At 73.0% G+C, this 17493-nt stretch carries 14 protein-coding genes; 7 read left to right on the forward strand and 7 right to left on the reverse strand.

Annotation, left to right across the window (positions count from 1 at the left end; genetic code table 11):
- Nucleotides 1-43 precede the first annotated feature (43 nt).
- The 4 genes from ACZ5WK_RS37955 to ACZ5WK_RS37970 form a co-directional block, all read right to left on the reverse strand.
- The gene (locus ACZ5WK_RS37955; protein WP_465554743.1) at nucleotides 44-637 is read right to left on the reverse strand and encodes a TetR/AcrR family transcriptional regulator; all 594 of its coding nucleotides are present in this window, start codon (nucleotides 635-637) and stop codon (nucleotides 44-46) included.
- 145 nt (nucleotides 638-782) lie between these two features.
- Entirely contained in the window at nucleotides 783-1346 is a 564-nt protein-coding gene (locus ACZ5WK_RS37960) for a GNAT family N-acetyltransferase (protein WP_465554745.1), read from the reverse strand.
- A 233-nt stretch (nucleotides 1347-1579) separates the two neighbouring features.
- Complete coding sequence (locus tag ACZ5WK_RS37965; RefSeq protein ID WP_465554747.1) at nucleotides 1580-2194, reverse strand: dihydrofolate reductase family protein; 615 nt, start codon at nucleotides 2192-2194, stop codon at nucleotides 1580-1582.
- Nucleotides 2195-2510: 316 nt separating this feature from the next.
- The gene (locus ACZ5WK_RS37970; RefSeq protein ID WP_465554749.1) at nucleotides 2511-4103 is read right to left on the reverse strand and encodes a M4 family metallopeptidase; all 1593 of its coding nucleotides are present in this window, start codon (nucleotides 4101-4103) and stop codon (nucleotides 2511-2513) included.
- Nucleotides 4104-4258: 155 nt separating this feature from the next.
- Here ACZ5WK_RS37970 and ACZ5WK_RS37975 point away from each other — a divergent pair, with 155 nt between their 5' ends.
- Both ACZ5WK_RS37975 and ACZ5WK_RS37980 read left to right on the forward strand, forming a co-directional pair.
- Nucleotides 4259-4660: a GNAT family N-acetyltransferase gene (locus ACZ5WK_RS37975; protein WP_465554751.1), complete on the forward strand. Its 402-nt coding sequence runs from the start codon at nucleotides 4259-4261 to the stop codon at nucleotides 4658-4660.
- Nucleotides 4661-4858: 198 nt separating this feature from the next.
- Nucleotides 4859-6205: a hypothetical protein gene (locus tag ACZ5WK_RS37980; RefSeq protein WP_465554753.1), complete on the forward strand. Its 1347-nt coding sequence runs from the start codon at nucleotides 4859-4861 to the stop codon at nucleotides 6203-6205.
- Nucleotides 6206-6298: 93 nt separating this feature from the next.
- Here ACZ5WK_RS37980 and ACZ5WK_RS37985 read toward each other — a convergent pair whose 3' ends face one another.
- On the reverse strand, nucleotides 6299-8521 hold the full coding sequence (locus ACZ5WK_RS37985) for an amino acid adenylation domain-containing protein (protein ID WP_465554755.1): 2223 nt from the start codon (nucleotides 8519-8521) through the stop codon (nucleotides 6299-6301).
- 245 nt (nucleotides 8522-8766) lie between these two features.
- Between ACZ5WK_RS37985 and ACZ5WK_RS37990 the strand changes: the two genes are divergently transcribed.
- The 4 genes from ACZ5WK_RS37990 to efeU all read left to right on the forward strand — a co-directional run bounded on the left by ACZ5WK_RS37990 (nucleotide 8767) and on the right by efeU (nucleotide 13513).
- A complete protein-coding gene (locus ACZ5WK_RS37990) occupies nucleotides 8767-9591 on the forward strand; it encodes an ABC transporter ATP-binding protein (protein WP_465554757.1) in 825 nt (274 codons plus the stop codon).
- Nucleotides 9592-9962: 371 nt separating this feature from the next.
- Nucleotides 9963-11108: an iron uptake system protein EfeO gene (gene efeO, locus ACZ5WK_RS37995; protein ID WP_465554759.1), complete on the forward strand. Its 1146-nt coding sequence runs from the start codon at nucleotides 9963-9965 to the stop codon at nucleotides 11106-11108.
- Nucleotides 11109-11232: 124 nt separating this feature from the next.
- Complete coding sequence (gene efeB, locus ACZ5WK_RS38000; protein WP_465554761.1) at nucleotides 11233-12609, forward strand: iron uptake transporter deferrochelatase/peroxidase subunit; 1377 nt, start codon at nucleotides 11233-11235, stop codon at nucleotides 12607-12609.
- A gap of 52 nt (nucleotides 12610-12661) precedes the next feature.
- A complete protein-coding gene (gene efeU, locus ACZ5WK_RS38005) occupies nucleotides 12662-13513 on the forward strand; it encodes an iron uptake transporter permease EfeU (RefSeq protein ID WP_465554763.1) in 852 nt (283 codons plus the stop codon).
- An 87-nt stretch (nucleotides 13514-13600) separates the two neighbouring features.
- On the opposite strand, the gene ACZ5WK_RS38010 is transcribed toward efeU, so the two are convergent.
- Nucleotides 13601-13882 carry a hypothetical protein gene (locus tag ACZ5WK_RS38010; protein WP_465554765.1) on the reverse strand — a complete coding sequence of 94 codons (282 nt, stop codon included), beginning with the start codon at nucleotides 13880-13882 and terminating at the stop codon, nucleotides 13601-13603.
- A gap of 219 nt (nucleotides 13883-14101) precedes the next feature.
- Between ACZ5WK_RS38010 and ACZ5WK_RS38015 the strand changes: the two genes are divergently transcribed.
- A complete protein-coding gene (locus ACZ5WK_RS38015; protein WP_465554767.1) occupies nucleotides 14102-14749 on the forward strand; it encodes a GmrSD restriction endonuclease domain-containing protein in 648 nt (215 codons plus the stop codon).
- Nucleotides 14750-14841: 92 nt separating this feature from the next.
- On the opposite strand, the gene ACZ5WK_RS38020 is transcribed toward ACZ5WK_RS38015, so the two are convergent.
- Nucleotides 14842-17403, reverse strand: a complete 2562-nt coding sequence (locus ACZ5WK_RS38020; protein ID WP_465554769.1) for an ABC transporter permease — start codon at nucleotides 17401-17403, stop codon at nucleotides 14842-14844.
- Nucleotides 17404-17493 lie beyond the last annotated feature (90 nt).

Here is a 17493-nt window from a genome sequence, read left to right on the forward strand (position 1 = left end):
GACGTCGCGCACGACCGTCGCTGTCGCCCACCGACGCCGAGCGTCAGCGCTGCGCCCGGCCGGCCCGTACGACGAGGAGGTGGCGGACGGCGTGGCGGGCGTCCTCCAGGGGGTGGCGGGAGCGGCGGACGCGGGCGAGCAGGACCGCGCCCTCCAGCAGGGCGAGGGCCTGGCCGGACGCGGTCTCGGCCTCGGCCTGGTCGAAGCCCTCGGCCGTCAGGCGTTCGGTGAGGACAGCCTGCCAGCTCGCGTAGACCTCGGCGCAGACGGTGCGCAGCACCTCGTTGGCGCCGGCCACCTCCAGGCCGACGGTGGCGATGGGGCAGCCCTTGGTGTAGCCGGACTCCTCCAGGCGGGTGGTGAAGACCTCGGTGAGCTGTCCGACGATCGCGGCGGCGTCCGCGTCCTTGCGGGCCAGGGCCTTGAGGAGCTCCTCGATCTCCCGGCCGGCCTGGCGCAGGGCGGCGGCGACCAACTGGTCCTTGCCCTCGGGGAAGTGGAAGTAGAGCGAGCCGCGCGGTGCGCCGCTCTCCGCCACGATCTGGTTCAGGCCGGTGCCGAAGTAGCCCTGCGCCTCGATCAGACTGCGCGTCCCGGCGATCAGCCGGGCGCGGGTCTCCTCACCCTTGACTCCCATGCGGAAACAGTAGACCGGTCTGCATATTCCTGTCGACCGGGTGAGAACGCCGGCGTCCGGCGTTCGTCGTCCGGCGCCGTTGTCCTCTGGTGCGCCCTCTGCCCTCCGCCCTCCGCCGGCGCGCCCGTCCGTCCGGCGGCAGGGCTCAGGCCGCCTGCTTGGCCGTCCGCCACTCCGGGGCCAGCACCGACCAGATCTCCTCGTCGTGCCGCACCCCCCGGTACAGGTAGCTCTCCCGGAGCACGGCCTCCTTCGTCATCCCGAGCCGGCGGGCGACGGCGATGCTGGGCTCGTTCCCCGCCGAGACCCACCACTCCACGCGGTGGATGCCGCGCTCCTCGACGGCCCAGTCGATGATCGCGCGCACGGCCCTGGTCACCAGACCCTTGCCCGCGGCCGCCGGCTCCAGCCAGCAGCCCGCCTCGGCGATGCCCTGCCCGACCTCGAACCGCCGGAACAGCACCGCGCCGACCAGCAGGCCCTCGGCCGTCCGGATCCCGAAGAGCCGCCCGCTGTCGGCGGCGGTCTTCTCCGCGTACGCCTGGAGGAACGCCCGGCTCGACTCCACGTCCGTGACGGCGTCGGGCAGGCCGTTGAACCGTCCGATGAACTCCCGCCCCCGGTCCACGTGAGCCAGGAACTCCTCGGCCTGCCACGGCTCCAGCGGGCCCAGCACCGCGCCGTCCTCGCCCAGCGTCATCGCGTACATGGTCACCTTCCGGGATCGGGGGCGGCACACGCCGCCGGGCGATCTTCTCACGGGGCGGCCGGCACGGGTCCGTCGCCGGTTCACCGGTGAACCGGTGGGCGGGTGAGCCGGCCGGCGGTGCGCCAAGTGCCCTTGTTCCGCGCGGAGATGGAACGGAGAGGGAGCCATGGACGGCACGATCGCGGTGGCCCGGGCCCGGGCCACCCGGCCCGTACGCACCCGCGCTGCTGCTCCTAGGAGAAGGAGCCGAAGGTCGCCCGCCCCGTCGGACGGTACGTGTGGATGGCGATGCCGCTGCCGGTGGTGACGGAGCCGGCCAGCCGGAAGGAGGTCGGCAGCCCGTCCTCCGGGAAGAGCCGCCGGCCGCGGCCCAGGACCACCGGGTACACCAGCAGGTTGTACTCGTCGATCAGGTCATGGGCCATCAGCGACCGCGCCAGGGCGCCGCTGCCGTGGATCTGCAGTTCGCGGTCGGGTGCGTCCGGCAGCCGTTCCTTGAGCGCGGTGACCTCGGCCGCAGTGTCGCCGGCGAGCACCTGGCTGTGCGCCCACTGCGGGTCGGTCAGCGTGCGGGAGGCGACGTACTTGGGCAGGGTGTTGAGCCGTTCGGCGGTCGGGTCGGTCATCTTCGGCCAGTAGGCGGCGAAGAGGTCGTACGTGCGCCGGCCGAGCAGCAGCGCCCCGGCCCGGCCGAGGACCCCGGTCATGAAGCGGTTCATGTCGTCGTCGGCGAAGGGGACCAGCCAACCGCCGTACGGGAAGCCCCCGCCCGGGTCCTCCTCGGGGCCGCCGGGTGCCTGCATCACGCCGTCCAGCGTGACGAAGGTGGTGAGGGTGAGCTTGGCCATCGGACGTCTCCCTGTCGGGCCGGTTGCGGGTTGCTCCCCCCTCGGGTTCCACCCCGGCCCCAATCTCCGCACGTCCCGCCCGCCCCCGCCGCGCCGGAGCCCGTCCGGTCCTGCCCCGGCCCTTCCCCGGCCCTTCCCCGGCCAGTCTCCCGTCGCGGTGTCCCGGCCCGTTTCCCGGCCCCGCTTCTCGCCTGCGTTTCCGTCTCCGTTGCCCGTCCGCGTGTGTGCGGAAAGCCGGAGTCGTGCGGACCTCCGGAGTCGCACGGAAACGGCTGTGGGCCCGCCGAGGTGACGGGCCCACAGCCGGGAGGGGAGATCAGCCGACCGAGACGGCGCTCCAGGCGGCCGCGACCGCCTTGTACTCGGTGCTGTTGAGACCGTAGAGGTCCTTCGCGGCGTTCAGGGACGCGGTGCGCGCGCCCTTGTAGTCCGTGGTGGACGTCATGTAGACGGTCAGCGCGCGGTACCAGATCTTGGCGACCTTCTGGTTGCCGATGCCGGTCACCGTCGAGTTGTTGCAGGTGGGGCTGTTGTAGGTGTAGCCGTTGATGGTCTTGGTGCCGCTGCCCTCACTGGCCAGGTAGAACCAGTGGTTGCCGACGCCCGAGGAGTTGTGCACGTCGAGCTGGCCGACCTTGCGGCTCCAGCAGTCGGCGGACCGGCCGTCCAGCGAGGGCTTGTCCATCCGGCGCAGCCACGGCGGGGTGGACTGGTCGCTGAACAGGTAGTCGGGGGTGTCCACCTTGTTGTTGGCGTACCACTCGACCATCGTTCCGAAGATGTCGCTGGTGGACTCGTTGAGGCCGCCGGACTCACCGCTGTAACGGAGGTTGGCGGTGGCGCTGGTGACGCCGTGGGTCATCTCGTGGCCCATGGTGTCGAGGTCGACCTGCTCGGGGTCGGTGGTGCCGTCGCCGTCGCCGGTCATCATGCAGAAGCAGCTGTCGGACCACTGGGCGTTGTCCCAGTTGGTGCCGACGTGGACGAAGACGGTGGCGCCCTTGCCGTCGTTCTTGATGCCGCTGCGGCCGAAGGTGTTCTTGTAGTAGTCGTACGTCCAGGCGGTGTTGGCGTGGGCGTCGACGGCCGCGGTGGCGCGGTCGGTGGAGAACTTCTTGCCGTCGCCCCAGACGTTGTCCGCGTCGGTGAAGAGCGTCCCGGAGTTCGCGTTGAGCGAGCCGGACGACGCGTTGTGGGCGTCCTTGGTGATGGTCCCGCGCACCGGGTCGATCAGCGAGAAGCCGCTGCTCGTCTGCGTGGTGTCGATGGTGACGTCACCGGTGTACTCGGAGTGGCCGGTGCCGGCGGCCTGGTGCTCGGAGTCGTAGGACTCGATCTGCTCGCCGGTGGTGGCGTCGGTGACGACGACCTTGCCGGCCGGCTGGCCGTGCTCGCCGACGCCGGCGACGGTGGTCTTCCAGGCGAGCCGGGGCGTGCCGTCGGCGGCCCAGACGACCAGCTCGGGCGAGCTGGTGGCGGCGCCGATGGTCGGCGCGGCCTGGAGCGCCTGGCCGGCGCTCGCCTGCGCCGGGACCTTCGGGACGGTGGACTTCACCGAGGCGTCGTGGGCCGCCGCGCGGGTGGAGTCCTTGAGCCGGCCGCGCGCGTCCTGGTGGACCACCAGGTCGCCGCCGACGACGGGCAGTCCGAGGTAGGTGCGGTCGAAGCGGACGTGCTGGGTGCCGTCGGCGTCGATGATGACGTCCTTGACCTGAAGGTCCTGGCCGTCGCCGAAGCCGAAGACTCCGGCGTTGTGGGCGACGTTGGCCCTGGCCTGGGCGATCGCCGCGTCACGGCCGGTGGGGGCGGCGGACGCCGTGCCGGCCTGGAAGGTGGCGGCGACGAGAGCGGCGGTGGCCGCTATGGCTCCGGCCGCGAGGTGGCGGCGGTGAGAGGAGGTGGGGCTCACTCTGACTCCAGTCGGGGTAGCTGCAGGGAAAAGCTGCGACCGAGATTGACGGTGGGCAGCCAACCTCGGCTAGACATTGCGTCAGATCTTGACCAAGTTGTGTCCTGTACTGATCAAATTTGATCGACTGCGAACACTTTTTTGAGGTTTGCCCCATGACGATTCGCTACACCTGGCGCGACGCCTTCACCGACGACGAGCTCAGCGCCCTGCACGCCGAAGGCTTCGGTCACCCGGCCGTGAGCGTCGACTGGCGCTCCCGGCTGGAGCGCCACAGTCTCGGCTGGGTCTGCGCCCGCCCCGCCGGCGGCGGTCCGCTCACCGGCTTCGTCAACGTCGCCTGGGACGGCGGCGCCCACGCCTTCCTCCTCGACACCGTCGTCGCCACCACCGCCCGGCACGCCGGCGTCGGCACCCGCCTGGTCGCCGCCGCCGTCGACGGCGCCCGCGCCGCCGGCTGCGAGTGGCTTCACGTCGACTTCGAACCCCACCTCCGCGGCTACTACCTCGACGCCTGCGGCTTCCGGACCACCGACGCCGGCCTCTTCCGCCTCTGACGCCCCCGCAGAGGGCGCCTCCGACTCCCCGGGCGAGGACGCCCCGCCCCCCGGCGCCCCGGCCGAGCACGTCCCCGCCCCCCGACGCCCCGGCCGAGGACGCCCTACCGGGGCCCCCGCCGTTGGCCGCCGCCCTCTGGCGCCTACGCCTGGCCCATTGGCACCCCGCCCGTGCCCGGCAGACCGTAGGCTCGCCGGATGGACGGATGGGTGGGGGCCTGGACGGGCGGCCGGCGGGCCGTGCACCTCGGCAACGTGGCCGACTTCAACGAGCAGTTCTTCGCGGCCGGCATGGACGAGGAACAGCGGGCGCGGCGGCTGCGGCAGGCGCACCACTACGCGGGCATGGCCACCTGCTACAGCCCGGAGCCGGCGCTGGTGGTCCTGCCGGCGGAGGTCGAGGCGGCCTGGATCGACTGGCTGGCACGGGAGTTGGCGTGGGGGCCGGTTGAGCTGTACAGCGGGGTCGCGCCCGGGGAGACCCTCGCCCGGGCCCTGGCCGTCCGGCCGGCGCTGGCGGCGCGGATCGCGGACGGCCCCGAGGCGGTGGTGCCCTGGGGGCGGACGGCGGCACAGGGGGAGGGGCCCGGCCTGGCCGCGGTACGGCGGTACGAGTCCAAGGCGGCCGCACACGGGCTCTTCACCGAACTGGCCCCGGAGCACCCGGGGATCGTCGTGCCGCGCCAGGAGCAGCCGGACTCCCCGCGCCGCACCGCCCGCCGGCTCGCCGCCCGGGCCGGCCGTGGCCTGACCACGGTGGTCAAGAGCCCGCACGGCGTCGGCGGCTACGGCACCGTCGTGGTCACCCCGCAGCAGCTGTTCGCGGCCGGCGGCGCGCGGGCCCTGCTGCGCCGGCTGGCCCGGGAGGAGGTGCTGCCGCCCGGCGGCGCGCTGCTGCTGGAGGAGTACATCGACGGTGGCCGGGCGGAGCACCTGCGCGACCTCACCTTCGACGCGGTGATCGGTGAGGACGGGACGGTCCACCCGGTCGGTGTCGGCGCGATGGACGTGGACGGCACCCGGTACCAGGGCGTGACGGTCGGCCCGGGCGTGGTGCCGCCCGGTGCGGCGGCGACCGCCGGGCGGTTCGGCCTCGCGGTGGGCGAGCGCCTCGCCGCCGAGGGCCACCGCGGCTGGTACGACGTCGACTTCGTCACCGACCGGGAGCGTCGGCTCGCCCCCACCGAGACCAACCTGCGGCTGACCGGGCCCGCGATCGCCTTCGTGCTGCGGGCCCGGCTCGACCGGGTCCGCGGCCCCGGCCACGTGGTCCGCACCCTGGACGGGATACCGCTCGGTGCCCGGCTCTCCCAGGAGGCGCTCCACGACCACCTGGACCGGCTGCGTCCGCGCTGCGCCGCGCTCGGCGTCACCCTGCTGCCGCTGGTCGTCACGGCGGGCTACGAGCCGGAGCCGGTCGTCGGTCTGGCGCTCGCCGTGCGTGGTGCCGGGACACCGGGTGCGGTCGAGGCCCTGGACGCGGCCCAGGCGCTGGTCGGGGCGGCCAACCAGGCCCTGGGCCGGATGTTCGAGGCGCTGCGCTGAGGGGGCTTGGTTACTGACTGAGCGTCACGACGGTGAGGGCGTCACGGCGGTGGGGGCCTCGGGCCCCCCGGGAGGCCCGCACCGCCGGGGGCATCAGCGCCGCTCGGGCCGCGGACGCCAGACGAGGAAGCGCACCACGATCGCCGCCGCGACCATCAGTGCGATGTTGAACAGGTAGACCAGCACCGACTGTTGCGGCCAGTCCGTCGGCGAGCTGGTCCGGTACAGGTTGTCCTGCGGCCACCAGGAGGCCAGCAGCCAGAACAGCGAGAACGTGGTGGCGACGGAGAGCCACGGCGGCCGTCCGTACCGGGAGACGATCGGCGCGCCGAAGAACAGGAAGGCCATGCCCACGCCGAACGACAGCCACTCGAAGAGGTAGAGGATCCGGAAGTAGAAGGCGTAGGGGTCGGGGACCGCGGAGACATCGGTGGAGCCGGGCCAGAAACCGTCGGTCACCAGCCAGGCCAGCCCGGCGAAGAGCAGTGAGAGGACGACCCAGCCGCAGCCCGTTCCGCACCCGTCGCCGGACGCGCCCGCCCGGCCGGCGCCCGCCTTGCCACCGCTCTTGCCGCCCTTGGAACCCCGTGACGCGCTGAACGAGAAGTAGTGGCGCGGGGCCGGCAGCGGCAGGGCGGAACGGTCGCGCTTGCCCGCCCGGGTGCGGGGGAGTGCGGGCAGCGGCACCACCGCGACGGGCGCCGCTCCGGCCGGCAGCTGCTTCGCCAGGTAGGCGGAGAGCGACCAGGCGTCCACCTCGTCGGCCCCGGACGCGGCGACCGCGTACCCGACCACGACGCGCCGCCCCGGCTCCGGCTCCACCTCGGCGACGGCGGCCTCCCGCACCGCCGGGTGGGCGCGCAGCACGCCCTCGGCGCGCGCGGCCCGGGTGACCCGCTCGACCACGTCGGCGGCCTGCACGGAGTCGGTGGGACCGACCACGCCCTCGGCCCGGGCGGTGAACTCCAGGACGCCGTCCTCGCGGACCCGGCCGAGGTCGCCGGTCAGCAGCACCCGACCGTCGGGGTCGAAGACCGCCCGGACGAAGCGCCGCGCCGTCTCCTCGGGCCGGTTCAGATAGCCCCGGCCCAGGCCCGGGCCGGCCACCGCGATCTCGCCGACCTCCCCGCGCGGCAGCGGGGCGCCGTCCGGGCCGAGCACGTGGACGCGGGCGCCGGGGAAGGGGGTGCCGACCAGCGAGACCCGTTCGCTGAGCTCGCCGCCGGCCGAGCCGGCGGCGTCGAAGTAGCTGCTGTCCACGGACGCCTCGGCGAGGCCGTACACGTTCAGCACCCGCGCGCCGGAGCCGCCGGTGCTCCCGTCGCGGCCGAGCAGCCGTTGGAGGCTCAGCTGCTCGTCCAGGTACCACTTCTCGGCGCCCACGGTCAGCAGTCGCACGCTCGGCAGCGAGCCGCCGGTCGCCTCCAGGTGGTCGCGCAGCCGGCGCGCCGTACGGACGTTGAGTTCCAGCACGGTGATCCGCTCGGCGGCCACCAGCGCCGGGAGGTCGGCGATGTCGGCGGTGCGGTCCAGGGTGAGGTTGCGCGGGGCGACCACGAGCGTGGCGCCGGTGCAGAGCGCGCGCACCCAGTCGGCGGTGAAGACGTCGAACTCCAGGCTCGCCGTCTGCAGGATCCGGTCGGCGGGGGAGAGCCCGTACACCTCGTGCCAGCCCCGGTGGGCGGCCAGCAGGTTGCGGTGCTCGATCAGCGCGCCCCGGGGCAGACCGGTCGAGCCGGAGGTGAAGAAGACGCAGGCGAGGTCCTCCGGCCCGGTGGGCACCTCCGGCGGGCCGGCGGGCAGGGCGGCTATCGCCTCCGCCGCCGAGTCCACGCAGACCACCGCCCGCCCGCTGGCGTCCGTCAGCCGCACCCGGTGGGCCTCCTCGGTGACCACCAGCGCGGGATCGGCGTCCGCCAGCACATGGCGCAGCAGCGGATCGGGCGCGCCCGGCTCCAGCGGCACGTACGCGCCGCCCGCCTTCAGCACCGCGAGCAGCGCGACGAACACCTCGGTGCCCCGGCCCAGCGCCACCGCCGCCCGGCCGCCCGGCATCAGGCCCTGCGCGACCAGGTGACGGGCCAGCCGGTCCGCCCGCGCGTCCAGCTCACCGTACGTCAGCTCCCGGACGCCGCACCGGACGGCGACCGCGCCCGGCGACCGCCGCGCCTGCTCCTCGAACCGCCCGTGCAGCGTCCCCGCCCACCCCGCCGGTTCGGCGTCCTGTGCCGCGGGCTTCGCGTCCCACCCCGTCGGTTCGGCGTCCTGTGCCCCGGGCCTCGCGTCCCGCCCCGCCGGTTCTGCGTCCCACCCCATCCGTCCAGCCCCCTTCACACCGTGCTTCGCATCGATCCTCCCGCCAACTGCCGCCCGGCGACAGGGGCGTGCAGCAGACCGCATCGCGTGCGCCCCCTCGCTCCGCCCGTCCACCCCTCGGACGGGCCCGGCCGCCGCCGCGCGGACGGTTGTACTCTGCACGCGTACGGTCGGCGGCTGCCCGCCCGGCGCGGCGCCGCACCCCGCACCCCTGCCCGGCGCCAACCCCCGGAGGACCGCCCGCCATGAGTACGTCCGACCCGCTGCCCACCGGCCCGCTGCTGCGCACCCGCGACGTCGATGTCGTCCGGGACGGCCGCTACCTGCTGCGCGGGATCACCCTGGCCATCGAGCCGGGTCAGCACTGGGCGCTGCTCGGCGCCAACGGCGCGGGCAAGTCCACCCTGCTCGGGCTGCTCGGCGCGGTCTCCCACCCCACCCACGGCGAGGTGGACGTGCTCGGCCGCAGGCTCGGCCGGGTCGACATCCGTGACCTGCGCGCCCACCTCGGCCACGTCAACCCGCGCCACCCGCTGCGCTCGCCGCTGACCGTGCGCGAGGTGGTGCTCACCGGCACCCGCAACACCATCGAACCGGACCTCAACCGCAAGCCCGCCCCCGAGGAGCTCGAGCGGGCCGGGCGGCTGATCGAGACCCTCGGCATGGCCACGATCGCCGAATCCCCCTGGACGACGCTCTCCCAGGGCGAGCGCGGCCGCACCCTGATCGCCCGCGCGCTGATGCCCAGCCCCCGCCTGCTGCTGCTCGACGAGCCCGCCACCGGCCTCGACCTCACCGCCCGTGAGCTGTTGCTGGACAGCCTGGACCTGCTGCGCCACCAGCACCCGGAGCTGGCGAGCGTGCTGGTGACGCACCACCTGGAGGAGCTGCCGGAGAGCACCACCCACGCGCTGCTGCTGCGCGAGGGCGAGTGCGTCGCGGCCGGGCCGGTGGACGAGGTGATGACGACCGAGCTGATCAGCACCTGCTTCGGCCACCCGATCCGGATCAGCCGGCACGAGGGCCGCTGGACCGCCCGCGCGGCCGCCCGCCGTACGCCGGAGCGGTGACGCGGCGGGAGGGGGCCGGACGGAAGGCCATCGGACGGGTGGGCGCCGGACGGGAGGGGCGTCGGACGGGTGGGCACCGGACGGGACGGCGTCGGACGGGAGGGCCGAGGGGAGCGGTGGCGCAGGTGGCCGCCGAGGCCAACCCCGCCGTTCGGCGGGCCGGTGGCCGGAATTCGTCGGTGGGCTGACGACACGCTGCTGCCAAGGCGGTCCCCACCTGGGCCGATCGTGAACGGGGGGCGGTGTAGACGGCGAAATCAGATATCCCTAAGGTATGCCTTAGCTAAGTGGGTGGGGGTCCGGGTGGCTCCGGTTCCCGCACCCACACTCAGCCCTGCCCTGGTTCACCCTGCCTTCCCGCTGGAGCCCTCATGTCCGCCCGTCGTTCCACCGCAGCCACGCTGCTCACCCTCGCTGTGGCGACTGCCGCGCTGGCCGGTTGCTCGCAGAAGAAGGACGACAAGGCGTCCGCCGACGCGGTGAAGGTGAACGCCACCGACACCGCCTGCGAGGTCTCCAGGACCAGCTTCCCGGCCGGCCACGTCGTGATCGACATCACCAACAAGGGCTCGAAGACCACCGAGGTCTACGTCTACGCCGCCGGTGACAAGATCATCACCGAGCGCGAGAACATCGGCCCCGGCACCAAGGCGTCGATCAACGCCGAGATCAAGGCCGGCTCGTACGAGGTCGCCTGCAAGCCCGGCATGGTCGGCGACGGCATCCGCCAGAAGATCACCGTCACCGGTGACGCGTCCGCCGCGGCCGCCCCGGCCGACCCGCGGCTGACCGCCGCCGTCGACGCCTACCGCACGTACGCGCAGGAGCAGGCCGACGCCACCATCCCGGCCGTCGAGGCCTTCGCCGGTGCGATCAAGGCCGGTGACCTGGAGAAGGCCAAGTCGCTGTACGCGCCGTCGCGTACCGGCTGGGAGCGCACCGAGCCGGTCGCCGAGAGCTTCGGTGACGTGGACCCGAAGACCGACACCCGCGAGGACAAGCTGGAGCCGGGTCAGGAGTGGACCGGCTGGCACAAGCTGGAGAAGTCGCTCTTCGCCGAGGCCAAGATCGGCGACGACGAGAAGAAGCTCGCCGACCAGCTGGTGGCCGACCTGAAGGACTGGCAGAAGAAGATCCCCGAGGCGGAGATCACCGCGACCAGCATGGCCAACGGCGCCAAGGAGCTGCTGGACGAGGTCGCCACCAACAAGATCACTGGCGAGGAGGACCGCTACAGCCACACCGACCTGGTGGACTTCGCCGCCAACGTCGAGGGCGCGCAGAAGGCCTACGAGCTGCTGAAGCCGGTCGCCTCGGAGAAGGACACCGAGCTGGCCAAGACCCTGGACTCGGAGTTCGCCGCGATCCAGGCCCTGCTGGCCAAGTACAAGCAGGCCGACGGCACCTACACCTCGTACGACAAGGTGACCGAGGCCGAGCGCAAGACCTTCTCCGACGCGGTGAACTCGCTGGGCGAGCCGCTGTCGAAGCTGGGTGCCGCAGTCGTCGTCAAGTAGTACCCGTCCGGCCGTTCCCGCCCGGGGCGGCTAGCCAGAACAGCATCTCCACCACACCGCCGTGGCGGCCCGAGCGGCCGCCACGGCATCCGTGAGTTCAGTACAGAGAAGGGCCCGCCCGCAGATGGACGCCGAGAACGAGCAGCAGACCGGGACTCCGGCCGGCACCGACGCCGCCACCACTCCCGCTGCCTCCGAGACCGCAGCTGCCACCACCAGCGCCACTGCCACCGTCGCCGCGCAGGACGCCGCCGCCCGCGGCCCTGTCAGCCGGCGAGCCGTGATCGGCTGGGCCGGTGCCGGGGTGGCCCTCGGCGCGGCCGGGGTCGGCTCGGTGGCCGCCGCGACCCGGCAGGACGACCCGGCGCCGGCGCCGGCCGCCGCGGTGGGCGGGGACATCCCCTTCTACGGTGACCACCAGTCGGGTATCTCCACCCCGGTCCAGGACCGGTTGCACTTCGCCTCGTTCGACGTGTCGGCCACGGCCACCCGCGAGTCGCTGGTGAAGATGCTGAAGGAGTGGACGAAGGCGGCCGCGGCGATGACCGGCGGGCGTGAGGTCGGCAGCGGCGCCGCGAGCGGGCTGCCGGAGGCGCCGCCGGACGACACCGGCGAGGCCCTGGGCCTGCCGGCCTGCCGGCTGACCCTCACCATCGGTTTCGGCCCGACCCTGTTCGAGAAGGACGGCGTGGACCGCTTCGGCCTCAAGGCCAGGCGCCCCGAGGCCCTGATCGACCTTCCGAACTTCAAGGGCGACAAGCTCGACCCGCAGCGCAGCGGCGGTGACCTGTGCATCCAGGCCTGCGCCGACGACCCGCAGGTCGCCGTGCACGCGATCCGCAACCTGGCCCGGATCGGCATGGGCACGGTCAACATCCGCTGGTCGCAGCTCGGTTTCGGCAAGACCTCCTCCACCACCCCGGACGCGCAGACGCCGCGCAACATGATGGGGTTCAAGGACGGCACCCACAACATCGCCGGCACCGACACGGCGAAGCTCGCCGAGCACGTCTGGGTCGCCCCCGGCGAGGGCGCGGACTGGATGACCGGCGGCTCGTACCTGGTCGCCCGGCGGATCCGGATGCACATCGAGACCTGGGACCGCACCTCGCTCAAGGAGCAGGAGGACGTCTTCGGCCGGACCAAGGGCGAGGGTGCCTCGTACGGCAAGGCCAAGGAGCACGACGCGCCGGACCTCAAGGCGATGCCCGACGACTCGCACGTGCGCCTGGCCCACCCGGACAGCAACAACGGGCTGATGATCCTGCGCCGCGGTTTCTCCTTCACCGACGGCACCGACGGTCTCGGCCGCCTGGACGCGGGCCTGTTCTTCCTCGCCTACCAGCGGGACAGCCGCAAGGCGTTCGTGCCGCTGCAGCAGCGTCTGGCGGGCAGCGACAAGCTCAACGAGTACATCCAGCACGTCGGCTCCGCCCACTTCGCCTGCCCGGCGGGCGTCCGCAAGCCCGGCGAGTGGTGGGGCCAGGCCCTCTTCGGCTGACCTGGCACTCCCTTCCCCCACGTACCACCTCTTCACCCCCCCAGGAGCCAGCGTGTTCGGCAACTACCTGATCGGCCTTCGCGAGGGCCTCGAAGCCAGCCTGGTCGTCTGCATCCTGATCGCCTATCTGGTCAAGACCGGCCGCAAGGACAGGCTGCCGCCGGTCTGGGGCGGCATCGCGGCGGCCGTCGTGCTGAGCATGGCCTTCGGTGCCGTCCTCCAGTTCGGCTCCTCCCAGCTGACGTTCGAGGCGCAGGAGGCGCTCGGCGGCACGCTGTCGATCCTCTCGGTCGGTCTGGTCACCTGGATGGTGTTCTGGATGCGCCGCACCGCCCGCCACCTGAAGACCGAGCTGCACGGCAAGCTGGACGCGGCGCTCGCCATGGGCACGGTCGCGCTGGTGGTGACCTCCTTCTTCGCGGTCGGCCGCGAGGGGCTGGAGACGGCGCTGTTCATCTGGTCGGCGGTGCAGGCGACCGGTGACGGCTACAACCCCCTGATCGGTGCGGCGCTGGGCCTGCTCACCTCGGTGGTCCTGGGCTGGCTGTTCTACCGCGGCGCGCTGAAGATCAACCTGGCGAAGTTCTTCACCTGGACCGGCGCGATGCTGGTCGTCGTCGCCGCCGGTGTGCTCGCCTACGGCGTGCACGACCTGCAGGAGGCCGGCTGGCTGCCCGGCCTGCACGACCTGGCCTTCGACATCAGCAGCACCATCCCGAAGGACAGCTGGTACGGCACCCTGCTGAAGGGCGTCCTGAACTTCCAGCCGGACCCGACCGTCCTCCAGCTGGCCGTCTGGGCGGCGTACCTGATCCCGACCCTGGCGGTCTTCTTCGGTGTCTTCGGCGGCAGGCCGGCCACGCCGGTCGCCCCGAAGCAGGGCTCCGCCGAGTCGGCCGCCTGACCGCGTCCGGCCCCCGCACCACCTGACCGCCCCGCCCGGCACCCGCCGGGCGGGGCGGTCCGCATTGGGGGCGTCGGCCCGGGGGTGTCAGTGGCCGCCGCGCACCCCCGCCGCGAACACCAGCAGGATGACGACGCCGATCACCCCGAGGACGATCGGCCAGGGGCTCATCTGCTGTCGGAAGCCGCCCGCGTCGTGCGACTCGGACAGGTGCTGTTCGGCCTTGGCCCGCGCGAACATGCCGGCCCGCTTGCGATAGCCGCAGCCGTCGCAGACCACATACCGCGTGTTGTCCGGGCCCCGGGTGACGATCCGCACCGTGTGCTCGTGACCGTCCGGGCCGTCGCCCGTGATCCTGCTCGTTTCCATGCAGCCCTCCCCGTTGTCCCCGAGCGGGACATCGTCCCACGCGGCACCGACAGCCAAGCCGGCCGGAACCCCGCCCACAGCCGGGGAACTGACTGGGGCTCAAAAGTTAACCTCCAGGGTCTACCCGCGTAAACCCCGCGCACGCCATGCTGGTTGCCGGCCCGGGCCACTCCGCCCGGGGGCTTCGGCCTGCCCTCACACCGACCCAGGAGTCCCTGCATGTCCGCGATACGCACGCCCCATCGTGTCCTGGCCGCCGCCTTCGGCGCCCTGCTGCTCGCCCTCACCACCCTGCTGGCCGGCGCCGGCAGCGCCCAGGCCGCCCTGCCCACCCCGGTCTCGGCCGCCACCGCCCGTTCGTACCTGGCCTCGATCGCGGCGACCGCGGAGTCCCACGCCGACACCTACGACCGGGCGCTGTTCCCGCACTGGATCACCATCTCCGGCACCTGCAACACCCGCGAGACGGTCCTCAAGCGCGACGGCAGCAGCGTGACGACCGACTCCAGCTGCGCCTCCGTCAGCGGCAACTGGACGTCGGTGTACGACAACGTCACCACCACCAGCGCCTCCAGCTTCGACATCGACCACCTGGTGCCGCTCGCCGAGGCCTGGCGCTCCGGCGCCTGGGCCTGGACCACCGGCCAGCGCAAGGCCTTCGCCAACGACCTGACCCGCCCGCAGCTGCTCGCGGTCTCCGCCAGCTCCAACCGCACCAAGGGCGACCAGGACCCGGCCAACTGGCTGCCGCAGACCTCCTACCGTTGCACCTACGCCCGCGCCTGGGTGCAGGTGAAGTACTACTACGGCCTGACCATCGACAGCGCCGAGAAGAGCGCGCTGACCTCGATCCTCAACGGCTGCTGACGAAACGTTTCACCGAAACGTTTCGCCCCGATACCGGAGCCCCGGCCGGTACCCCGATCCGGCCGGGGCTCCACCACGTGCACGCGTGGCCGCTACTCGCTCTTGATCGCGCCCAGGATGTCCATCCGGGAGGCCCGGCGGGCCGGCCAGAGGGCGGCCAGCAGGCCGATCAGGGCGGCTCCGGCCAGGAATCCCAGGATCTGTAGGGGCGGGACGACGGTGGTCATGTTCTTGAAGCTGTCCGCCAGCGTGCGGTTGCCGGCCCAGGCGGTGACGACGCCGAGCAGCACGCCGACCACGCCGCCGAACAGCGCGATCACCAGCGACTCCAGCCGGACCATCCGGCCGATGCCGCGCCGGTCCAGCCCGATCGCCCGCAGCATGCCGATCTCCCGGCGGCGCTCGAACACCGACATGGCCATGGTGTTGACGACGCCGAGCACCGCGATCACCACGGACATGCCGAGCAGCCCGTACATGATGTTGAGCACGGCGGTGACCATCTGGCGGTTCTCCGCCTTGATGTCCTTCTCGCCCTTGACGGCGATCAGCGGGTTGCCGCCGGTGGCGTCGCGCAGCGCCTGCTTCAGCGGGGCGTCCGCGCCGTTGGCGCCCTTGACCAGGACCTTCTCCAGGCCCGAGCCGGCCGAGGCGTGCGGGCCGACGACGGCGTCGGGGGCGATCAGGCCGCCCAGCGCGGTGTTGGCCTCCAGGACGCCGCCGACCGCCAGCGAGCCCCGGGCGCCGTCCGGGTAGGTGACGGAAAGGGTGGAGCCGACCTTGAGGTCGTGGTGCTCGGCGTAGCCGGAGCTGACGAGCAGCATGCCCTGCCGGAGCGCGTCGGCCGAGCCCTCCTTGACCTTGACGGTGGCCAGCTGGTCGATGGTGGTGGCGTCCACGCCGGTCAGCCACTGGGTGTCGCCGTCGGCGCCGGTCTCGACCGGGACGGTGCGCATCACGCTCATCGCGGCGACGCCGGGCGTCCGGGCGACCTGGGTGGCGACCTCGGGGGAGAGCGTCGAGAAGTTCTGCATGGCGACCGTGTAGTCGGCCTTCATGTCGCTCGCGGTGGCCTCGTCCACGGCCTTGTTCACCGAGGCGCCGACCACGGTCAGCGCGGTGATCAGGGTGACGCCGATGGTGAGCGCCGAGGCGGTGGCGGCGGTGCGCCGCGGGTTGCGGACGGCGTTCTCCCGGGCCAGCTTGCCCGGCGTCCCGTACAGCCTGCGCAGCAGCGGGGCGAACAGCGCGATCAGCGGCCGGGAGAGCAGCGGCGTCAGCACGAAGACGCCGATCATCAGCGCACCGGCGCCGAGGCCGACCAGCTTGACCTCCTTGGCGGCCGAGCCGGCCACCAGGGCACCGACGCCGGCCGCGGCGAACAGCAGGCCGATCGTGTTGCGCACCAGCAGGCTCTTCTGGGTGGCCGGCTGCTCCGCCGAGCTCATCGCCGCGACCGGGGCGATCCGGGAGGCCCGGCGGGCGGGCAGCCAGGCGGCGAGCACGGTCACCGCGACGCCCACGCCGACCGAGGCGAGCACCGTGGACGGGCCGATGACCAGCGGGCCGTCCGGCAGGTTGGCCTCCAGCGGGCCGTTGAGCAGCGCGCGCAGACCGGCCGCCATCCCGATGCCGGCGAGCAGGCCGGCCACCGAGGCGGTCAGGCCGACGGCCAGCGCCTCGATCAGCACGGACCGGGTGATCTGCTTGCGGCCGGCGCCGACGGCGCGCAGCAGGGCGAGCTCCTTGGTGCGCTGGGCGACCAGCATGGTGAAGGTGTTGGCGATGATGAAGACGCCGACGAAGAGCGCGATGGCGGCGAAGACCAGCAGCGCGCTGCTCATGCCCTTGGTGCCGAGCTCGATCATCCGGTCCTGCTCGGCGGCGAGTTCGCGGCCGGTCCGGGCCTCGATCGCGTCGTCCTGCGGGACGGCCTGCCTGACGGCGGCGAGCAGCGCGGCGTCGTCGGCGCCGGGCTTGCCCTTGACGTCGATCTCGGCGAACCGGCCCGGGGTCAGGTAGAGCTGCTGGGCGGTCGCGGTGTCGAAGGCGGCGAGCGAGCCGCCGGAGACGACGCGCGGGTCGTTGGTCTGCAGGGTGCCGGTGAGCTTCAGCTCCATGACCGGGCCGTTGACGGCCACCCGGACGGTGTCGCCGACCTTGTAGCCGCCCTTGTCGGCGGTCTTCCGGTCGAGGGCGATCTCCCGGGCGTCCTTCGGCCCCCGGCCCTCGACCAGCGGGTAGCGCGGGTCGGTGCCGTCGGCGCCGGGCACGTAGTTGGTGCCGGTGGTGGAGAAGCCGTTGCCGATCAGCGCGCCCTTCTTGTCGGCGATGCCGGCGAAGCCGCTGACCACGCCGCGCGCCTCGGCGGCCCCCGGCAGGGCGGCCACCGCCTTGCGGGTGTCCTCGGTGAGCGTGGGGCCGGTGGAGCCCCTGCTGCCGCGGTCGTAGCCGTTGCTGACGGCGCCGCGGTCGCTGACCGTCACCGCGATGTCGGTGTAGCTCCTGGCGCTCTGGGAGCGGAGTGCGTTGCCGAGGGTGTCCGTGAAGACGAGGGTGCCGGCGACGAAGGCGGTGCCCAGCATGACGGCCAGTGCCGTCATCAGCAGTCGGCCCTTGTGGGCCAGCACGTTGCGCAGTGCGGTGCGGTACATGGGGTGTCCTGGGGTCTGCGGAGGGGCGGGGTGCTGGCGGTGGGGCGTCAGCTGGTGCGGCCCTTGGCGTCGAAGCGGCGCATGCGGTCC

The sequence above is a fragment of the Kitasatospora sp. NPDC032757 genome, assembly GCF_055579305.1.

Coding starts and splice junctions, on each gene's coding strand:
- ACZ5WK_RS37955 (WP_465554743.1), bottom strand. CDS start 637: ATGGGAGTCAAGGGTGAGGAGACCCGCGCCCGGCTGATCGCCGGGACG.
- ACZ5WK_RS37960 (WP_465554745.1), bottom strand. CDS start 1,346: ATGTACGCGATGACGCTGGGCGAGGACGGCGCGGTGCTGGGCCCGCTG.
- ACZ5WK_RS37965 (WP_465554747.1), bottom strand. CDS start 2,194: ATGGCCAAGCTCACCCTCACCACCTTCGTCACGCTGGACGGCGTGATG.
- ACZ5WK_RS37975 (WP_465554751.1), top strand. CDS start 4,259: ATGACGATTCGCTACACCTGGCGCGACGCCTTCACCGACGACGAGCTC.
- ACZ5WK_RS37980 (WP_465554753.1), top strand. CDS start 4,859: ATGGACGGATGGGTGGGGGCCTGGACGGGCGGCCGGCGGGCCGTGCAC.
- ACZ5WK_RS37985 (WP_465554755.1), bottom strand. CDS start 8,521: ATGGGGTGGGACGCAGAACCGGCGGGGCGGGACGCGAGGCCCGGGGCA.
- ACZ5WK_RS37990 (WP_465554757.1), top strand. CDS start 8,767: ATGAGTACGTCCGACCCGCTGCCCACCGGCCCGCTGCTGCGCACCCGC.
- efeO (WP_465554759.1), top strand. CDS start 9,963: ATGTCCGCCCGTCGTTCCACCGCAGCCACGCTGCTCACCCTCGCTGTG.
- efeB (WP_465554761.1), top strand. CDS start 11,233: ATGGACGCCGAGAACGAGCAGCAGACCGGGACTCCGGCCGGCACCGAC.
- ACZ5WK_RS38010 (WP_465554765.1), bottom strand. CDS start 13,882: ATGGAAACGAGCAGGATCACGGGCGACGGCCCGGACGGTCACGAGCAC.
- ACZ5WK_RS38015 (WP_465554767.1), top strand. CDS start 14,102: ATGTCCGCGATACGCACGCCCCATCGTGTCCTGGCCGCCGCCTTCGGC.
- ACZ5WK_RS38020 (WP_465554769.1), bottom strand. CDS start 17,403: ATGTACCGCACCGCACTGCGCAACGTGCTGGCCCACAAGGGCCGACTG.